The sequence below is a fragment of the Odoribacter lunatus genome (assembly GCF_943193135.1).
In the GTDB taxonomy this organism is placed as follows: Bacteria; Bacteroidota; Bacteroidia; order Bacteroidales; family Marinifilaceae; genus Culturomica; species Culturomica lunata.
This window is the reverse complement of the sequence record NZ_CALPCZ010000025.1, coordinates 1-16,009: the sequence shown is the minus strand read 5'-3', so window position 1 is coordinate 16,009 and position 16,009 is coordinate 1. Positions and strand designations below refer to the sequence as shown.

The 16,009-nt window shown below is 45.1% G+C and carries 16 protein-coding genes and 1 tRNA gene; 7 read left to right on the top strand and 10 right to left on the bottom strand.

Annotation, left to right across the window (positions count from 1 at the left end; all coding sequences use genetic code 11):
- Window positions 1–66: 66 nt before the first annotated feature.
- On the top strand, window positions 67–588 hold the full coding sequence (locus NFR61_RS09030) for a DUF6913 domain-containing protein (RefSeq protein ID WP_251623248.1): 522 nt from the start codon (window positions 67–69) through the stop codon (window positions 586–588).
- Window positions 589–590: 2 nt separating this feature from the next.
- On the top strand, window positions 591–1,472 hold the full coding sequence (gene dapA / locus NFR61_RS09025; protein WP_251623246.1) for a 4-hydroxy-tetrahydrodipicolinate synthase: 882 nt from the start codon (window positions 591–593) through the stop codon (window positions 1,470–1,472).
- Here the strand turns inward: dapA and NFR61_RS09020 are convergent.
- The 7 genes from NFR61_RS09020 to folE form a co-directional block, all read right to left on the bottom strand.
- Complete coding sequence (locus tag NFR61_RS09020; RefSeq protein WP_251623244.1) at window positions 1,460–2,965, bottom strand: GldG family protein; 1,506 nt, start codon at window positions 2,963–2,965, stop codon at window positions 1,460–1,462. The two genes, dapA and NFR61_RS09020, sit on opposite strands and share 13 nt — an antisense overlap.
- Before the next feature lies 1 nt (window position 2,966).
- Window positions 2,967–3,689 carry an ABC transporter permease gene (locus NFR61_RS09015; RefSeq protein ID WP_251623242.1) on the bottom strand — a complete coding sequence of 241 codons (723 nt, stop codon included), beginning with the start codon at window positions 3,687–3,689 and terminating at the stop codon, window positions 2,967–2,969.
- A 3-nt stretch (window positions 3,690–3,692) separates the two neighbouring features.
- Entirely contained in the window at window positions 3,693–4,613 is a 921-nt protein-coding gene (locus NFR61_RS09010; RefSeq protein ID WP_251623240.1) for an ATP-binding cassette domain-containing protein, read from the bottom strand.
- A 126-nt stretch (window positions 4,614–4,739) separates the two neighbouring features.
- A complete protein-coding gene (locus tag NFR61_RS09005) occupies window positions 4,740–5,774 on the bottom strand; it encodes a LacI family DNA-binding transcriptional regulator (RefSeq protein WP_251623232.1) in 1,035 nt (344 codons plus the stop codon).
- A gap of 27 nt (window positions 5,775–5,801) precedes the next feature.
- The gene (locus NFR61_RS09000; protein WP_251623230.1) at window positions 5,802–7,910 is read right to left on the bottom strand and encodes an HD family phosphohydrolase; all 2,109 of its coding nucleotides are present in this window, start codon (window positions 7,908–7,910) and stop codon (window positions 5,802–5,804) included.
- A 77-nt stretch (window positions 7,911–7,987) separates the two neighbouring features.
- Complete coding sequence (fabD, locus tag NFR61_RS08995) at window positions 7,988–8,863, bottom strand: ACP S-malonyltransferase (RefSeq protein ID WP_251623228.1); 876 nt, start codon at window positions 8,861–8,863, stop codon at window positions 7,988–7,990.
- A gap of 34 nt (window positions 8,864–8,897) precedes the next feature.
- The gene (gene folE, locus NFR61_RS08990) at window positions 8,898–9,512 is read right to left on the bottom strand and encodes a GTP cyclohydrolase I FolE (protein ID WP_251623226.1); all 615 of its coding nucleotides are present in this window, start codon (window positions 9,510–9,512) and stop codon (window positions 8,898–8,900) included.
- A 120-nt stretch (window positions 9,513–9,632) separates the two neighbouring features.
- On the opposite strand from folE, the gene NFR61_RS08985 reads away from it, so the two are divergent.
- The gene (locus NFR61_RS08985; RefSeq protein WP_251623224.1) at window positions 9,633–10,109 is read left to right on the top strand and encodes an NfeD family protein; all 477 of its coding nucleotides are present in this window, start codon (window positions 9,633–9,635) and stop codon (window positions 10,107–10,109) included.
- Window positions 10,102–11,097 carry a flotillin-like protein FloA gene (gene floA, locus NFR61_RS08980; RefSeq protein ID WP_251623216.1) on the top strand — a complete coding sequence of 332 codons (996 nt, stop codon included), beginning with the start codon at window positions 10,102–10,104 and terminating at the stop codon, window positions 11,095–11,097. The genes NFR61_RS08985 and floA overlap by 8 nt, the downstream gene beginning before the upstream one ends.
- 14 nt (window positions 11,098–11,111) lie before the next feature.
- Here floA and prmA read toward each other — a convergent pair whose 3' ends face one another.
- Together prmA and NFR61_RS08970 are read right to left on the bottom strand one after the other, a co-directional pair.
- Window positions 11,112–11,969 carry a 50S ribosomal protein L11 methyltransferase gene (prmA, locus tag NFR61_RS08975; RefSeq protein WP_251623214.1) on the bottom strand — a complete coding sequence of 286 codons (858 nt, stop codon included), beginning with the start codon at window positions 11,967–11,969 and terminating at the stop codon, window positions 11,112–11,114.
- Between the two features lie 17 nt (window positions 11,970–11,986).
- Window positions 11,987–13,306, bottom strand: a complete 1,320-nt coding sequence (locus NFR61_RS08970; protein WP_251623212.1) for a methyltransferase RsmF C-terminal domain-like protein — start codon at window positions 13,304–13,306, stop codon at window positions 11,987–11,989.
- Between NFR61_RS08970 and murB the strand changes: the two genes are divergently transcribed.
- From murB to NFR61_RS08955, 3 genes are all read left to right on the top strand, one after another.
- Window positions 13,239–14,408 (top strand): UDP-N-acetylmuramate dehydrogenase, encoded by a 1,170-nt coding sequence (gene murB / locus NFR61_RS08965; protein WP_251623210.1) that lies wholly within the window; start codon window positions 13,239–13,241, stop codon window positions 14,406–14,408. The genes NFR61_RS08970 and murB overlap by 68 nt on opposite strands.
- Before the next feature lie 63 nt (window positions 14,409–14,471).
- Window positions 14,472–14,544: transfer RNA gene (locus NFR61_RS08960), tRNA-Trp, on the top strand.
- 63 nt (window positions 14,545–14,607) lie between these two features.
- A complete protein-coding gene (locus tag NFR61_RS08955; RefSeq protein ID WP_251623202.1) occupies window positions 14,608–15,627 on the top strand; it encodes an endonuclease/exonuclease/phosphatase family protein in 1,020 nt (339 codons plus the stop codon).
- 61 nt (window positions 15,628–15,688) lie between these two features.
- Here NFR61_RS08955 and NFR61_RS08950 read toward each other — a convergent pair.
- A partial coding sequence (locus NFR61_RS08950) for a hypothetical protein (protein ID WP_251623200.1) occupies window positions 15,689–16,009 on the bottom strand: 321 nt, incomplete at its 5' end.

The window sequence follows — 16,009 nt, the reverse complement described above, 5'->3', positions numbered from 1 at the left end:
AGGTATTTGGTTATATTGCTATTTTTACCTCGTTTTTGAATTAGATTATAAAGAAAAAGTGCATTTATGAAACAGATTATACAGAGAATTTTCTATCGGATAAAAGGTGATTCACAGGAGAAGCAGTTGACGGATAAGGAGAGGGAGAAAGAGTATCCGGAGTTTGATAAGATAAGCAGTTGTTTAGTGGTATGGAGTGCCAATGACCAGGAGGGAGGATGTCTGAAGCGTTTGGAGCGGAAGTTGCTGGGCGTGAAACCGGAGAAGATTTGTGTTTTGCCCAAAGAGTATCAGGGATTACAGTTGGAGAATGTGGTATATGTGAAAAGTGAGGATATAAATGCCAAGGGGCGGATTTTGAATGAACGTTTGGTAGATTTATTGAATAAGGAGTTTGATTTGCTGATAGATTTGTCAGAGGGAGAGGATGCGTTGGTGGATTATGTATTGAAAAATTCTATGGCGAAGTGTAAGGCTGGTAGAAGACGGTCTGCTTTTGAGGCTGATTTGATGATAGAGGGAACTGTCGATGTCCTGGATTTTATAGATAAATTGTTTGATGTGTTAGTGAAATTTAAGAAGTTTTAAGTATGAGTTTATTTACGGGAACAGGGGTGGCTTTGGTGACTCCGTTTGATCGGAAGTTTGAGGTAGATGAGGTTTCTTTGCGCAAGTTAGTAGAGCATGTGATTGTTGGTGGAGCGGATTACTTGGTGGCATTGGGTACGACTTCTGAGGCAGCGACGTTGACAGAGGCGGAGAGGTGTCGGGTTATGGAGATTGTTTTGGAGCAGAATGAGGGACGCTTGCCGGTGATGGTAGGAATTGGCGGAAATAATACGTCGGAGGTCATAAAGAATGTGAAAAATTTTCCCTTCCTGGATTCCTGTAAGGCGATTTTAAGTGTAACCCCTTATTATAATAAACCTTCCCAGGAGGGTATGTATCGGCATTTTAGGGATGTAAGTGAAAGTTCCCCGTTGCCGTTGTTTTTATATAATGTGCCGGGCAGGACGGGGGTGAACCTTTCGTCGGAGACGGTGGTGCGGTTGTCGCATGATTGTCCGAATATTGAGGGAATTAAGGAAGCGAGTGGTAATTTTCAACAGATTACGGAAATCTTGTGTTCGATGCGTTCCGATTTTACGGTTCTTTCAGGGGATGACGGGATAACATTGCCTTTACTTGTGATAGGAGCAAGGGGTGTTATATCTGTTTTGGCAAATGTTTTTCCGGGGGAGTTTTCGACAATGGTACATCTGGCAGCAGCAGGATATTTCCGGGGGGCAAATCGAATCCATTTGAAGTATACTGCCTTATATAAGGCTTTGTTTGCAGAGGGTAATCCTGCCGGTATAAAAGCTGCCTTGCATGCACAGGGGATTATTGCGGAGAATGTATTACGCTTGCCTTTGGTGCCGGTGAGTGAAGGGTTGTACGGGAAGCTCCAAACGTTATGTCATTCTATGTAACCGGGCTGGGAACGGTTGAGCCGACGTTGTCTATTGCGGTGAAAGCGAATTGCGGCGAATATGAGGATGATTACCAATGGTAACAGAAAGTTAAGGTATTTCAATAGATTTTTTGTACTTTCCTCTAGGGGTTGTAGTGATGTAAATGTGGTGAATTTGTTGCGTAAGCGGATGAGGCCGGAGTTGTCGGCTAACCATTCGATGGAGTTGATGGCGAAATTGATATTGTCTTTCCGGAGTACATGAGCGTAAACGCCTATGTCATTGATGAGGAAATCCGCGTCTGTAATGGTTACGATAGCGCTGTTGTTGTCTTCATTTGTTAATAGGGCTGCAACGGTGGATTTAGGTTTCTTAAAGTCGTTTCTGCACCATGGGTATTGCAGGTTAAAGAAAACAGGTGCGCGTTTGCTTCCCGAGAGGGAGGAGGTTGTTGCAAGAGGGGTGAAAATGTAGGTAGTTTTAGTTTTAACTTGTTCAATACTGCTGGCAAAGGGTAGAAAAATGGCATTGAGTCCGTGGGTGATGGTATGGTCGCTGAAGTTAGTAATCATCGGGAAATAGGGAAAGCTGATATTACTCTGATAGCTCATGAAGCCGGTATGTTGGTTGATGGTCATGGTGCCGCAGTTGTTGTCGATGACGAAGTCGGGTTGTATTTTTAATCCTTTTTCAGTCAGCATTTCTTCTAAGCCGGTAGGGTTGATGTAACCGTTATGCTGGCTTTCGTTGATTTGGCCTATGGCGTGATTTAAAGCAATGAACAGACGTCCTCCATTTGCAAGGTATTTTTCCAACAGTTCTTTTTCATAAGAGGTGTATACATCCTGTGGACCGATGATGCAGAGGACATTGTAGTGATCCAGATTGTTGGGGTGTAGAAGGTTGATGACGGATATATCCGTCAAATGTGAGAGTTCATTAATCAGTTGCGGCATTTGTCCCAATGTGGCTTCTCTGTGGCCGGAAATAAATCCGATATGCGGTTTGATGGTGTCTGTCGCTTGTTTAAGTATGCGGGTTATTTCGTATTCCATGGGGGTGTTGTGGTCAATGTAGGGAATGACCGCTTGTTTATCTCCTATTTTTATGACCGCCCCCATGAAGATGTTTTGTATTTTTTCGGAATCTCTTTCCCTTAGTTCTATTAAAATGGATTGAACGCCGGCAGCGAGAGCAGTATTTCCTTTTTCTTCTGAGTCAGGATGGATTATATTGACAGCGAAAGGTACATTGCTGCGGGATTTGTATTCTTTTGCCAATGAAGTGAATTCTTTGGCTATTTTTTTTATGCTTTGCGGAAGGTTATTTGTGAGGTAGAAGTCGATGGTGACGGGTTGTTTTATATTTTTTATAACCTCTTTGCTTACTCTGCTCAAAGAGTAGCGGTTGTTATGGGTGAAATCTATCCGGAAAAACAATACCATGGACAGAATGTTCAGCACAAGGATTCCGATGACAGTATATAAGTTGTTTTTTATTGTTTTTTTCATGTTAGTATCTGGTTTTACAGATGAAGACTTTGGATAAGGATAAGAAGAGGACAATGAGTGAAATAAAGTATATAATGTCCCTTGAATCCAATACTCCGCGGGATAAAGAATCGAAGTGCTCTTCGATGGATAGATACATGAAGAATTCCGCGAGCCACCCGCTTCCAATTTGCCGGGCTAATATTCCGAATAATAGTTGAAAGCAGAGACCTATTCCGAGGCTGAGGAGGAAAGCTGCAGCTGCTGTTCTTGACAGGGAAGAGGCGAATATGCCGATGCTGGTGTAACATGCACTGATACAAATAAGCCCGATGTATCCCAAAATGACAGGTCCTAAATCAATATGTCCCAGTCCGATGATTGTAAGATAGTAAGGAATTGTTAAACAGAAGGCTATGATAATGAGGATTAGTTGTGAGAGAAATTTTCCTCCGATTAGTTGATTTGCTTTTATCGGTTTGGTAAAAAGTAATTCGAGTGTTCCGTTTCTTTTTTCGTCGGCAACGGTTCGCATGCTTAATACATGTATCATGAAAAAGGCTGTCCAATTGATAACAATGAAGAATGGCATCATGGAGGCTTGTCCTACATTAAAAATATTGGACGAGGAAATCCAGTTGACGAATCCGCAGATGCAGAAAAACAGTAGATAACCTATATAAGTGCTCCATGAATTAAAAGCACTGTTTAATTCTTTATTGATGATGATTTTGGTTGTCCTCATGATTTAGTTTTGTGTAACTTGACGGAAAATATCTTCTAGACGCCGTTCTATTGGTATTAGTTCTTTGATGTACCATTGGTTTCTAGTACAGATATCAAAGATTTCTTTTTCAATGTTATTGTCTTGGGTGGATTGCAGTTCAAAATGATTTTCCCCCAGTATATTGATGTTATCTACTTCATTGATAAGTGATAGCTCGTTGAAAATCCGGTTGGTTTCTCCGCCTTCAATGTTTATTTTCAACAATTTTTCTTTGTTGGATTTTCTTAATTCCGCGGCAGTGCCGTTTGCTACGATTTTGCCTTTATTAATAATCAGTACCCGGTCACAGGTAGCTTCAATTTCAGCAAGGATATGGGAACTTAGGATAACGGTTTTTTCTTTGCCGGTATTTTTAATGAGTTCCCTGATTTCCACAATCTGATTCGGGTCAAGGCCGGTCGTCGGTTCGTCCAGGATGACAATTTCCGGGTCATGGATTAGTGTTTGAGCTAGTCCCACGCGTTGTTTATAGCCTTTGGAGAGTTCCCGGATATTTTTATGTTTTTCATATTCTAATCCGCATATTTTCAACATATCTAATACCCGTGATGTGATTTTGTATCGGGGAATGTTGTGAATGTTAGCGATGAAGGTCAGAAAGTCAATGACATTCATTTCATCGTATAGCGGGTTGTGTTCCGGAAGGTAGCCGATAAGTTGTTTTAGTCTATAGGCATGTTTACGGATGGAATAGTTTCCGATGTAAACATTTCCCTGGTCAGGGAACAAGAAACAGGTGATGATTTTCATGATGGTCGTTTTGCCTGCTCCGTTAGGTCCCAGAAGTCCCAGAATTTCTCCTTTCTTTACTGAAAAAGAAACCGAATCTACGGCTTTTTGTGTTCCAAAAGATTTTGATAAATTTTCTACCGCTACATCCATAACTGATTGCTTATCGATTACAAATATAATGAGCTGAATATAGATGTATTGAGGTTTAACAAACTTTAACCGGGGTAGAATGAGAGAGAAAAAGTCCGGAATGGTTATTCCGGACCGGTGTGTATTTTAATCATTTAAATAAGAGCGGTCGGATGATTCACGGATGATTAATTCACAGTTTACGATTTCTTCACGTATTTGGGCGTATTTTGTATTTAATATTTGCTCAAATAATAATTCCGCTGCTTTTTCTCCGATTTTTTCCGGGAATTGATTTACCGTACTGACGGAAGGATTCATGTATCGGGACCGTTTTGTATTGGAGAACCCGAATACTGCGATGTCTTCCGGGATTCTAATGTTTTTTTCTTTGATAGCTTCAATAGCCCCGATGGCCATATCATCGTTGATTCCGAAAATTGCATCCGGTTTTTCTTTCAGGTTCAAAAGTTTTTGAGTGGCTTCTTTAGCTGCTTTTACAGAGAAGTCGTCGCATCGAATGATATAATCCTGATTGATTTCCAATTTGTTTGTAGACATGGCTTTTAAATATCCTTTCATGCGGTTTTTACCGATGGATAATTGTTCCGGGCCGGTGATGATGGCAATTTTTTGGGCTCCACCGTGAATCAGGTGTTGTACGATTTTGAATGCTGCATCTGCATCATCGGCGATGACTTTGGATACTTCCAGTTCTTTTGTTGTCCGGTCAAAAAGAACTAACGGTACTCCTTGATTTTGGATGTTACGGATATGATCGTAAGATGTGGTTGCGCGTGAAATTGAAAGTATAATTCCATCCGTCCGGTTTGCCAAGAATACGTCGATATTTTTTTGCTCTTTTTCGAAAGTTTCATTGGAAGAAGCAACTAATACATTGTATCCGTATTTATCTGCGATTTCTTCAATTTTTCTTACTACGTTTGCAAAAAAGGTGTTTACAATTTGGGGCACCACGACACCAATGGTATGGCTTTTATGTGTTTTTAATGCAACGGCAATAGGATTGGGGCGATAGCCTAATTCTTTGGCTAAAGTCTGTACGGTTTTTCTAGTTTGTAAACTGATTTCCGGATTATCTTTCAATGCTCTTGAAACAGTAGATACCGAGATATTTAATTTAGCGGCGAGGTCTTTGATTGTAATTGCTTTTTGAGTCATATCTCTAATTTTTAGGTATAAGTAGTTTTATTTGTTCGGTTCGTGAGTTGTAGAATCGGGGGATGCTTCTTCTGTTTGTTCTGTTTTTTTTAGTTTCGGATAAGCTATGCGGGAGTGATAGATGTTTGTTAACATGTCTATAAATACTTGTTTTACATAGGCTATGTCTCTGAATGTAATTTCGGCATTCAGGAATCTGCCATCCTGTACTTGTCCGTCAATAATATTATTTACGAGCTGTGTTATGTTCTCCTCTGTTTTTTCTTTGAGAGTCCGGGAAGCGGCTTCTACGGAATCTGCCATCATAACGACGGCACATTCTTTACTCACGGGATCCGGTCCGTCATAGGTGAAAGCAGCTTCATCTATAGCTCTGTCCGGATATTTGTTCCGGAAAGAGTTATAGAAATATTTTACTTTGCTCTTACCGTGGTGAGTCCGGATAAAATTGATAATGGTTTCCGGTAAATTGTATTTCTTGGCTAATTCCACCCCTTGGCTTACGTGGTTGATGATATGGCGTGCGCTTTCGTCAAATTCACAGTCGTCATGCGGATTGATGCCTCCGGATAGATTTTCAATGAAAAAAATCGGTTCATTCGATTTGCCGATGTCATGATATAGAGCACCGGTGCGGGTAAGCAATGGATTTCCTCCGATGCGGTAAATGGCTTCTTCGGCTAAATTGGCTACCATAAGTGAGTGTTGAAATGTTCCGGGTGCTTTTTTGGTAAGTGCACGTAATGCGGGATGGTTTGGATTGGATAATTCCATCAGGGTTATTTCTGAAGTAAAACCGAAAATCCGTTCAAAGATATAAATCACCGGATAGGCCAGACTTAATAACAGACAATTGACAAATAGCCAAAGTAACCCGAAGATGTGCGACAGGCTGATGTCTCCTTCCTGTATCAGAATAAAGGAGAAGTAGACTGCGACATAGGTTATGAAAATAAGAAAGATGGAAAGGAAAAGTTGTCCTCTTCGCTGAAGTTGTGCCAAACTGAATATTGCTACAATACCGGCTGTAATCTGCATAAATAAATATCTGAAGCTGTTAGGAGCAAAATAAGAAATCAGGAGGCTTGTCCCTAACAGGAGATAAAGCGCGGAGCGGCTACCGACAAGAATATTGACGATGAGGACAAAAAACAGTACGGGCAAAGCGTGCATATTGATGTTCTGGTAATATCCCGCACTGCCTAAGGCTACTGTGGCGAGGAATGCTCCGTATAAAAAGATAAATTCTTTGTTATCGTAAAAAACGCGTTTTTTTGAATAGTAAAAATAGAGGGAAAAAATAATCAGTGAGGTTAAGGTCAGTATGATTTGGCCTCCGATAATTCTGAAGCGAGTGGTGTATGAACCTGCATTATGCCGGTATTCTGTTTCCAGGGAGTTCAGCAATTTTATTTTTTCCGGTGTAACTAATTCGCGTTTGCTGATGATTGTTTCTCCATTCCGGACTAATCCCTGGGTTAGACTGATATTCTTTAGTTGATTTGTTAATTGCAGATTTGTTTTTGAAGCGTCGAATTCCAAATTCGGCTGAATAAAATGGTTGATATTCAAGCTGAGAATGTGTTCTTTCACGGATGCGGGCAGATTAGTGCCATCAATCGTTTGGTTAAGAACGGAGTATGCTTTTTTTAATGTATATACTTTTTTGAAATCGATATCCTTGCCGATGTTGTTGTGTACGATTTTTACGGTTTTTATATTGGTAGAATTTAATTCTTCGGGAATCTGGAGTACCCCTGCTGTGTATATTTCTGCCAGCTTGTTGCGGATATGGTCGATAGCCGAAGCGGTCATTACATTGCGGTACTTTTCGGTTGCTTCGGTAAATTTAGCTGTTTGTTTCTTTTTTATTTCTGTGTTTAAGTCGAAAATGGGTGTTTGTTCCCGGGTAATTTTTTCCCGTTCTGCACTTAATTCTGCATCAGTTTTATAGATAGGGAAATCAAATGGAGCGTTGAGAGTTTCGTATCTCCAAAGAGAACCTTTCTGGTAGGCATATTGAAAAGTGCCGGCTTTCGGGAATAAATAGACAATAACGCCGCAAATAACAAGAATAAAGATTATTCTGAATGCGATAGCGATAGTGAAGTGTTTCTTAAATTTACTGCTTAGCATAATAGGCCTAAATTATCAGCCTATAAAGATATAAAGAAATTTATAAAAAAGGCTCTCAACCGAGAGCCTTTTTTGAGTTATTGGATGCCGGAGGTTTCAAATTCCTTGTTCAGTTTTTTGAAAAGTCCTTGAAGTACCTTGCCGGGACCAACTTCCAACATACAGTCCGCACCGTCCGCAATCATGTTTTTCATGATTTGGGTCCAGCGTACGGAAGAGGTCAGTTGGGCAATAAGGTTATTTTTTATCTGTTCCGGGTCTGTATAAGGTTTTGCATCAACATTCTGGTATATCGGGCAACTCGGAGTTTTGAATGCAGTGCGCGCGATGGCTTCCGCCAATTCTTTGCGTGCAGGTTCCATTAAAGGAGAGTGGAAAGCTCCGCCTACATTCAGGGGAACAACTCTTTTGGCTCCGGCTTCGGATAGTTTCTGGCAGGCGATTTCGATGCCTTTGTTGCTTCCGGAAATAACAATTTGTCCCGGACTGTTATAGTTTGCCGGTACAACAACTTCGTCAATTTCGGCGCATATTTTTTCAACAACTTCGTCGTCCATACCTAAAACGGCGGCCATTGTAGAAGGATTGGCCTCGCAGGCCTTTTGCATGGCTAAAGCCCGGGCATGTACCAAGCGTAAACCGTCTTCAAAGGATAAGGCGCCTGCTGCCACCAATGCGGAAAACTCACCCAAAGAATGTCCGGCTACCATAGCGGGTTTTTCTTCCAGGCTGTCTGCAAGAATGACGGAGTGTAAGAATATGGCGGGTTGTGTTACTTTTGTTTGTTTCAGATCTTCGTCTGTTCCGGCAAACATTAAATCTGTAATGCGGAAACCTAAAATATTATTGGCTTTCTCGAATAATTCTTTTGCTCTGGCGGAATTTTCGTAAAGTTCTTTTCCCATTCCGACAAATTGCGCTCCCTGACCGGGAAATACAAATGCTTTTTTCATACTTTTTTATTTTAATGATGTAAATCTTCTGTCATTAATGCAACCGGGAACTGATGAGCCGGATAAACTCTTCCCGTGTTGCCAGTTTTTCAAATGCTCCGCTGAAATCAGAGGTGGTCGTTACCGAATTTTGTTTTTGTACTCCCCGCAATATCATGCACATGTGCTGGGCTTCTATGACCACCGCCACGCCTAACGGGTGCAGGGTGTTCTGAATGCAGTTTTTTATTTCGTATGTCAATCTTTCCTGAACCTGCAAACGGCGGGAATAAGTTTCTACAACCCGGGCAATTTTGCTTAATCCTGTGATATAGCCGTTGGGGATATATGCCACGTGTGCTCTTCCGAAGAAAGGCAGCATGTGATGCTCACACAAAGAGTAAATTTCTATATCTTTTACGATAACCATTTGCCGGTAATCTTCTTTGAAGAGAGCCGACCTCAAAATCTCTTCCGGGTCCTGATAATAGCCTTGGGTCATAAACTGCATGGCCTTGGCGACTCGCAAGGGAGTTTTCAGCAATCCTTCCCGTTCGGGATTTTCTCCCAGGAGTTTGATAATCTCTTTGTAGTGAAAATTCAGCTTTTCAGTCCTTTCCGCATTGAAAAACTCTTCTTTGCGGTAAAACTCATCAGTATCAAATGACATGTTCCAATGAATTTAATAATCTTCTAAAAAACAGCGCAAAGTAAATACAAAAAATTCTATAATGAAATATTTTACCCATTTCATAGATATTTATACCTTTAGCTCCAAAATTATAGAAATATGGAATGGGGTGCGTTAATTTTATTGGCAGGACTTGGTTTTACAATGATTATTCTGGAATTTTTGGTAATTCCGGGGACGGGTCTTGTCGGTGTTCTCGGACTGCTTTGTCTGGGGGCGTCTGTTTATGTGGGTTATCGTTTTCTGGGTGTTCCGACGGGGCATTTTATTGTCCTGGGAATCGTAGCGGGTGGCGGAGTATTGACGTGGTACGTCCTGCGGATGAAGACATGGGAGAAGTTGAGTTTAAATTCGCAAATTGACAGTAAGGTAGATGGTATCAGCCCGGAGATTCAGGTAGGAGACACGGGGGTGACGGTCGGCCGTCTGGCTCCCATGGGGAAAGTAAGGATAGGGGCGGACGTTGTGGAAGCTATGTCGGAATCGGGGTATATAGATACGAATCGGGAAATAGAAGTCGTGAAAATACATACAGATAAAATCATCGTAAAATTAAAAACAGAAAGAAATGGATAATAACAGCATGGTACTCTTAGTCGTGGCAATTGCAGGCGGCTTATTTCTTATTTGGCTTATCTTATATTTTATACCGGTCGGTTTGTGGTTTCAGGCATTGGTATCCGATGTAAAAATCTCTCTCTTGCAACTTGTTTTGATGCGTTGGCGGAAAGTGCCGCCTTCCGTTATCGTCGGGGCGATGATTGAGGGGAAGAAAGCGGGGCTTGAGCTTTACAGGGATTTGCTGGAAGCTCATTATTTGGCAGGGGGACACGTGCCGCAAGTGGTGCATGCGTTGGTGTCGGCATCCAAAGCAAATATTGATTTGACCTTCCAGATTGCCACGGCAGTCGATTTGGCAGGACGCGATGTTTTTGAAGCCGTACAGATGAGCGTAAATCCCAAAGTAATCAATACGCCTCCTGTAACGGCGGTGGCCAAGGACGGTATACAGCTGATAGCTAAAGCCCGTGTGACGGTAAGGGCCAATATTAAACGGTTAGTCGGCGGGGCAGGCGAAGAGACCATTTTAGCCCGGGTTGGTGAAGGGATTGTGTCGTCTATCGGTTCTTCCAATTCTCACAAGGCTGTGATGGAAAATCCGGATTTCATTTCTAAAGTGGTGTTGGAAAAAGGATTGGATTCGGGGACTGCTTTTGAAATACTTTCCATTGATATAGCAGATATAGATGTAGGGAAAAACATCGGTGCCGGCTTGCAGATAGACCAGGCGGATGCCGATTTGAAGATTGCGCAGGCAAAGGCGGAAGAGAGAAGGGCGATGGCGGTAGCCAAAGAACAGGAGATGAAGGCTTTGGCGCAGGAGATGAAGGCGAAAGTAATCGAGGCGGAAGCCCATGTTCCGCTAGCTATGGCGGAAGCATTCCGTTCCGGCAATCTGGGGGTCATGGATTACTATCGCATGAAGAACATCGAAGCCGATACGCAGATGCGGGAATCTATAGCAAAGCCTGAGAGCAAAAAGAAATCGGATAAACTGAAATAAGTTTCTTTGTAGGGCTATGCCGGTAGGTAAAAACTGGCGGCTACCCAATTGTCTTTTATTTTTTGGCGGTGGAATTGAAGATTCAGTTCCGCCGCTTTTTCTTGTATAAGCGGCAGGTCTTGGGTATAGAAACCGCTCATAATCAAATAGCCGTTCGGAGAAAGGTGTTGTACATACCGGTGCATGTCTTCAAGCAGGATATTGCGGTTGATGTTGGCAAGGATGAAATCGAACGCTTTTTCATGTTTCAGCAGAGAGGCGTCGCCGATTTTAATGGAAACATTCTGCAGGTGATTGTTGCGGAGGTTTTCCATCGTATTGGTGTAAGCCCATTCGTCGATGTCGATACCGGTGATGTGTGCGGCGCCTGCTTTGGATGCCATGATAGAGAGGATTCCGGTGCCGCATCCCATGTCCAATACCTGTTTGCCTTTGATTGCGTCAGCGAAATCGAGGATGCTCTCCAGCATCAGTGCTGTTGTGGCGTGGTGTCCGGTACCGAAGCTCATTTTAGGCTCGATGATGATTTCGTAAGGAATTTCCGGACGGGCGGGATGAAAGCCGGTGCGCACCATGATTTGGTCGTTGATGAAGATGGGGGTAAAATGTTCTTCCCATTCTTTATTCCAGTCCTGGTCGGCGATTTCCGCTTTGTCCCATGTAATTTGTAGGGTGTCCGGCAGGATTTGAAGCAGGTCAAGGTGCTCGACGGTACTTGCGTCAAATTCGGCGGCGTTGGTGTAAGCCTTGAAGCCGTCTTCCGTATAGACGAATCCGTCGTAGTTCAATGCGCCTAATTCGGCGATGAGTGCGTCGGCGATGTCTTCCGTAAAGGGAGCGATATGAAAGGTAAGTTCGGTATAGCTTTTCATGGTTATGTGTAAGTTGGTTAATCAGTATTCATGCGGATGCGCCATTCTTTGGGGTAGTAATTGTTCAGGCGGTTGCCAACGCTTTTCCCCCAGCCCAGCCCGATGCTGTTATAGGTGATAAGCACCCATGCCCCGGCAGGAGCATCGACGGTGATGTCCTCTTTCTTCAGATAGCGCAGGGCGCTTGGCAAATCGACTTTCCGGCAGGTGACGGCTTCTTTGTTCAGGTACGGGTACAGCGCGAGGGAAGGTTGCAGGCGTATTTTCCTGCCATTGACTTCCGCCAGTTCCGTGCCTTTGTATAGTATGTGCAAGTGTTTTTCGAGTTCTTCGATGAAATCGGCGTGCCGTGCCGGCAGGATGCCGAATATATTGTCCCGGACGTAACATGTCCATGCGCCTTCCGGCGGTAGCATCCGTTGCAGCTCTTCCGGCAGGCGGGGCGTGTTCCGCTTGCTTCTCTTCGGGGTGGGCGATGTGGTGTTTCCTGTTTGCTTTTGTACGACTCCGATGAAAAATCCTTCCCCCTGTATCCGGTGGGGATAGAATTGGTAGCCGTGGGAGGTGGGGACGATGGCTTCCTCGGCGGGGTATTCGACGGCGATGCTGCGGGCATCGTGGCGGGTGAGCAAATGGCGGAGCATCTCCTCATTCTCCGCGGGGTTGTAAGTGCAGGTGCTGTATACGAGATAGCCTCCCGGTTTGAGGGAATTCCAGATATTGTCAAGTATCCGTTGTTGCCGCTCGCTGCACAGGAGCAAATTGCGTTCGCTCCATTCCGTAACGGCTTTTTCGTCTTTCCGGAACATGCCTTCACCGGAGCAGGGGGCATCGACCAAAATAAGGTCAAAACTGTCCGGCAGGGCGGCGAACTCCGACGGGTCGCTGTTGGTAATGACGATATTGTCCGCTCCCCATTTGATAAGGTTCTCTTTCAGGATGGCCGCCCGGCTCCGGATGACTTCATTGGCGACGAGGAGACTGTCGGGCGGCAGGGCAGCCGACAGCAGGGTGGATTTGCCGCCCGGCGCCGCGCACAGGTCAAGCGCCCGTACGGGGGATGCCGGGAGGATTTGTCGTAGAATCCGGTCTAGGAACATGGACGAGGCTTCCTGCACGTAATAGCCCCCGCCATGCAGGCAGGGGTCAAGCGTGAAAACCGGGCGCTTGTCCAGGTAGTAGGCGTGGCGGCACCACGGCACTTCCGATACGACGGTGTCGCGGAAAAAAGGCGTGTCCGGAGCGGAGAGTTTCGCGGGGTTTAACCGGATGCTGACGGGGGAAGCCGTTTGCAGGGCGTCGAAGAATGCGTCGGCGTCGGGTAATTGTTCCCGCATCCGCCGGACGAAAGCGTCGGGAAGATTGTGTGCCGTGAGTTGCCCGTTTGAAGACATAATTTTATATTTGCGTGCAAATATAATGAAAATGAGAATAGAGGAAAATTTTAATTTGCGTGCTTACAATACCTTTGCTTTGGATTGCCGGTGCCGTTATTTCATCGAAAGCGATTCGGAGGAGGAGTTGTTGGAACTAGCGTCTTCTTACGATTTGGAGCCGGATAAGATTTTGTTGTTGGGAGGGGGGAGCAATTTCCTTTTTACGGAAGATTTTGACGGTACGGTTATTTATCCGACCATAGGGGGAATTGCGGTAGTCCGGGAGGATGAGGAGAGTGTGTGGGTGAAAGCGGGGGCGGGTGTTGTGTGGGATGATTTCGTGGCGTGGTCGGTGGAGCACGGATTTTTCGGTGTGGAGAATCTTTCCCTTATACCGGGACATGTGGGGGCGGCTCCTGTGCAGAATTTGGGGGCGTACGGTATGGAAGCGGCGGATGCGGTTTACGAGGTGGAGGCGGTGGATATTCAGGGTGCCTGTCGGGTGACGCTGTCGGCTGCCGATTGTTGTTTCGGGTACCGGGACAGTATCTTTAAGCATCAGTGGAAAAACAAATATATCATTACGTCCGTGGTTTTCCGGTTGAAGAAGCGGGGGGAGTTCCGCCTGGATTACGGCAGCATCCGCGCCGAACTGGAAAAAGCAGGCGGGGACGTGAGCTTGCAGTCGGTGCGGAAGGCGGTCATCCGCATCCGCCGCTCGAAGTTGCCCGATGTGGAAGAAATGCCGAATGCGGGCAGTTTCTTTAAAAATCCGGTGGTGCCCTTGCGGGTGGCGGAAGAGATGAAGCGGGAGGCTCCGGATATGCCGGTTTATCCGTTGGACGGGGAGAGCGCCAAGTTGGCGGCAGGGTGGCTTATCGAACAGGCAGGCTGGAAGGGGAAGACACTCGGACAGGCAGGTGTGCACGACCGGCAGGCACTGGTGTTGGTCAATAGGGGAAACGCCACGGGCTTGGAGATTACCCGGCTGGCAAACGAGATAAAGAAAAGCGTGTTTATGCGGTATAATGTCTGGCTGGAGCCGGAGGTAAACATTTTGTAACCGATTTCTCCTTACTTTTTTTTGCTTGTTTGTAAAACTTTGTTTTCCTTTGCGGCACTGTTTACGGATGTAGCTCAGTCGGTAGAGCATCGGTCTCCAAAACCGAGTGTCGGGAGTTCGAGTCTCTCCATCCGTGCACGGATAAAGTTGTCTGACGGAGATGTGAAAAAGTCTCCGTTTTTTATTAATAAATAATCAGATGAAAATAGCAGTTATGATGGTGTGCTTGTTGAGCCTGTTCGGCTGCAAGCGCGAAAAAGAGTTGAGCTTCCTGCAACTGAATGTATGGCAGGAGGGCACGATGGTGCCCGGCGGTTACGAAGCCCTGGCAGATGAACTGGCGAGGGTGGATGCGGATTTTGTCATGTTGAGCGAGGTGCGCAATTACAAGGGCACCCGTTTTTGCGACCGTATCGTCGCTTCTTTGAAGGAGCGGGGAAAGACGTACTATTCGTTTTATTCCTACGATTCGGGTCTGTTGAGCAAATACCCGATTACGGACAGTGCCGTCATTTTCCCGGAGAACGGCGACCACGGCAGTATCTATAAACTGGCTGCCGAGTGGGAAGGCAGACGGGTGTGCGTGTACACGGCGCATTTGGATTTCCTGAATTGTTCTTACTATCGTGTGCGGGGGTATGACGGTTCTTCGTGGGCGAAGATGGAGCCGGACACGGATGTCGCTTCGTTGCTGGCGGACAATGTGGCTTCGCAGCGGGATGATGCCATCCGTTTGTTTATCGCCGATGCGGAGCGGGAGAAGGCGCAGGGCAGCTGGGTGTTTATCGGCGGGGACTTCAACGAGCCGTCTCATCTGGATTGGACGGAGGCGACGAAAGACAGCGCCGACCACCGGGGTGTCGTTATTCCGTGGACGGTCAGCACATTGTTGGAGGAAGCGGGTTTTGCGGATGCCTACCGGGTGATGTATCCCGACCCGGTGAAAAATCCGGGCTATACCTATCCTGCCGACAGCAAGGAGACTGATGTTTCGCGCCTGACGTGGGCACCGGAGGCGGACGAAAGGGAGCGGATAGATGTTATTTATTACTATCCTCAATGCGGGTTGAAACTGTTGCAGGCAAATGTGTTCGGGCCCCGGGGCTCCATTCGCAACAATCGCCGGGTGGAGGAGCGGACGGAAGATGTTTTCATCGAGCCGCTGGGGGTATGGCCTACCGACCACAAAGGTGTGCTGGTACGTTTCGGTGTGCGTTGAGCGGAATTTTTCTTGTTGGATTGTTTTATAATTCAGGGGAATAGCTTATTTTTGGACAAATTTAAAGTTCAACTTTAAATTTGTCCATTTTTTGTATTTTGGCAACAAAGATAAATGAAAAGCGGCAGGGGATTCCTGCCGCTTTTTTATTGCGCCGGCGAAGCCTTTGGAGCTCCCACCGGCGACTCTTACTTGGTGATGCAATTTTCTGATTTATAGCATCTTGGAAAAACGCCAACCAAAAAAACCTTGGTTTAAAATGGGCGTTTTTTCCCTTCTGCGGCGGCAAAAGTAAATAAATAATCTCATTCTGCAACATTTTTGTTATCAGAATTTTATAAAAAGTGAGATAAAAAATTTGGGCGCGTATTGGAACTTGAAA

Excerpts from the sequence above, each read along its gene's own strand:
- murB (WP_251623210.1), top strand. The coding sequence starts at position 13,239 with ATGCTGACGGGGGAAGCCGTTTGCAGGGCGTCGAAGAATGCGTCGGCG.
- NFR61_RS09005 (WP_251623232.1), bottom strand. The coding sequence starts at position 5,774 with ATGACTCAAAAAGCAATTACAATCAAAGACCTCGCCGCTAAATTAAAT.
- prmA (WP_251623214.1), bottom strand. The coding sequence starts at position 11,969 with ATGAAAAGCTATACCGAACTTACCTTTCATATCGCTCCCTTTACGGAA.
- fabD (WP_251623228.1), bottom strand. The coding sequence starts at position 8,863 with ATGAAAAAAGCATTTGTATTTCCCGGTCAGGGAGCGCAATTTGTCGGA.
- NFR61_RS08970 (WP_251623212.1), bottom strand. The coding sequence starts at position 13,306 with ATGCGGGAACAATTACCCGACGCCGACGCATTCTTCGACGCCCTGCAA.
- NFR61_RS09020 (WP_251623244.1), bottom strand. The coding sequence starts at position 2,965 with ATGAAAAAAACAATAAAAAACAACTTATATACTGTCATCGGAATCCTT.
- NFR61_RS09015 (WP_251623242.1), bottom strand. The coding sequence starts at position 3,689 with ATGAGGACAACCAAAATCATCATCAATAAAGAATTAAACAGTGCTTTT.
- NFR61_RS09000 (WP_251623230.1), bottom strand. The coding sequence starts at position 7,910 with ATGCTAAGCAGTAAATTTAAGAAACACTTCACTATCGCTATCGCATTC.
- NFR61_RS09030 (WP_251623248.1), top strand. The coding sequence starts at position 67 with ATGAAACAGATTATACAGAGAATTTTCTATCGGATAAAAGGTGATTCA.
- floA (WP_251623216.1), top strand. The coding sequence starts at position 10,102 with ATGGATAATAACAGCATGGTACTCTTAGTCGTGGCAATTGCAGGCGGC.
- NFR61_RS08955 (WP_251623202.1), top strand. The coding sequence starts at position 14,608 with ATGAAAATAGCAGTTATGATGGTGTGCTTGTTGAGCCTGTTCGGCTGC.
- NFR61_RS08985 (WP_251623224.1), top strand. The coding sequence starts at position 9,633 with ATGGAATGGGGTGCGTTAATTTTATTGGCAGGACTTGGTTTTACAATG.
- folE (WP_251623226.1), bottom strand. The coding sequence starts at position 9,512 with ATGTCATTTGATACTGATGAGTTTTACCGCAAAGAAGAGTTTTTCAAT.
- dapA (WP_251623246.1), top strand. The coding sequence starts at position 591 with ATGAGTTTATTTACGGGAACAGGGGTGGCTTTGGTGACTCCGTTTGAT.
- NFR61_RS09010 (WP_251623240.1), bottom strand. The coding sequence starts at position 4,613 with ATGGATGTAGCGGTAGAAAATTTATCAAAATCTTTTGGAACACAAAAA.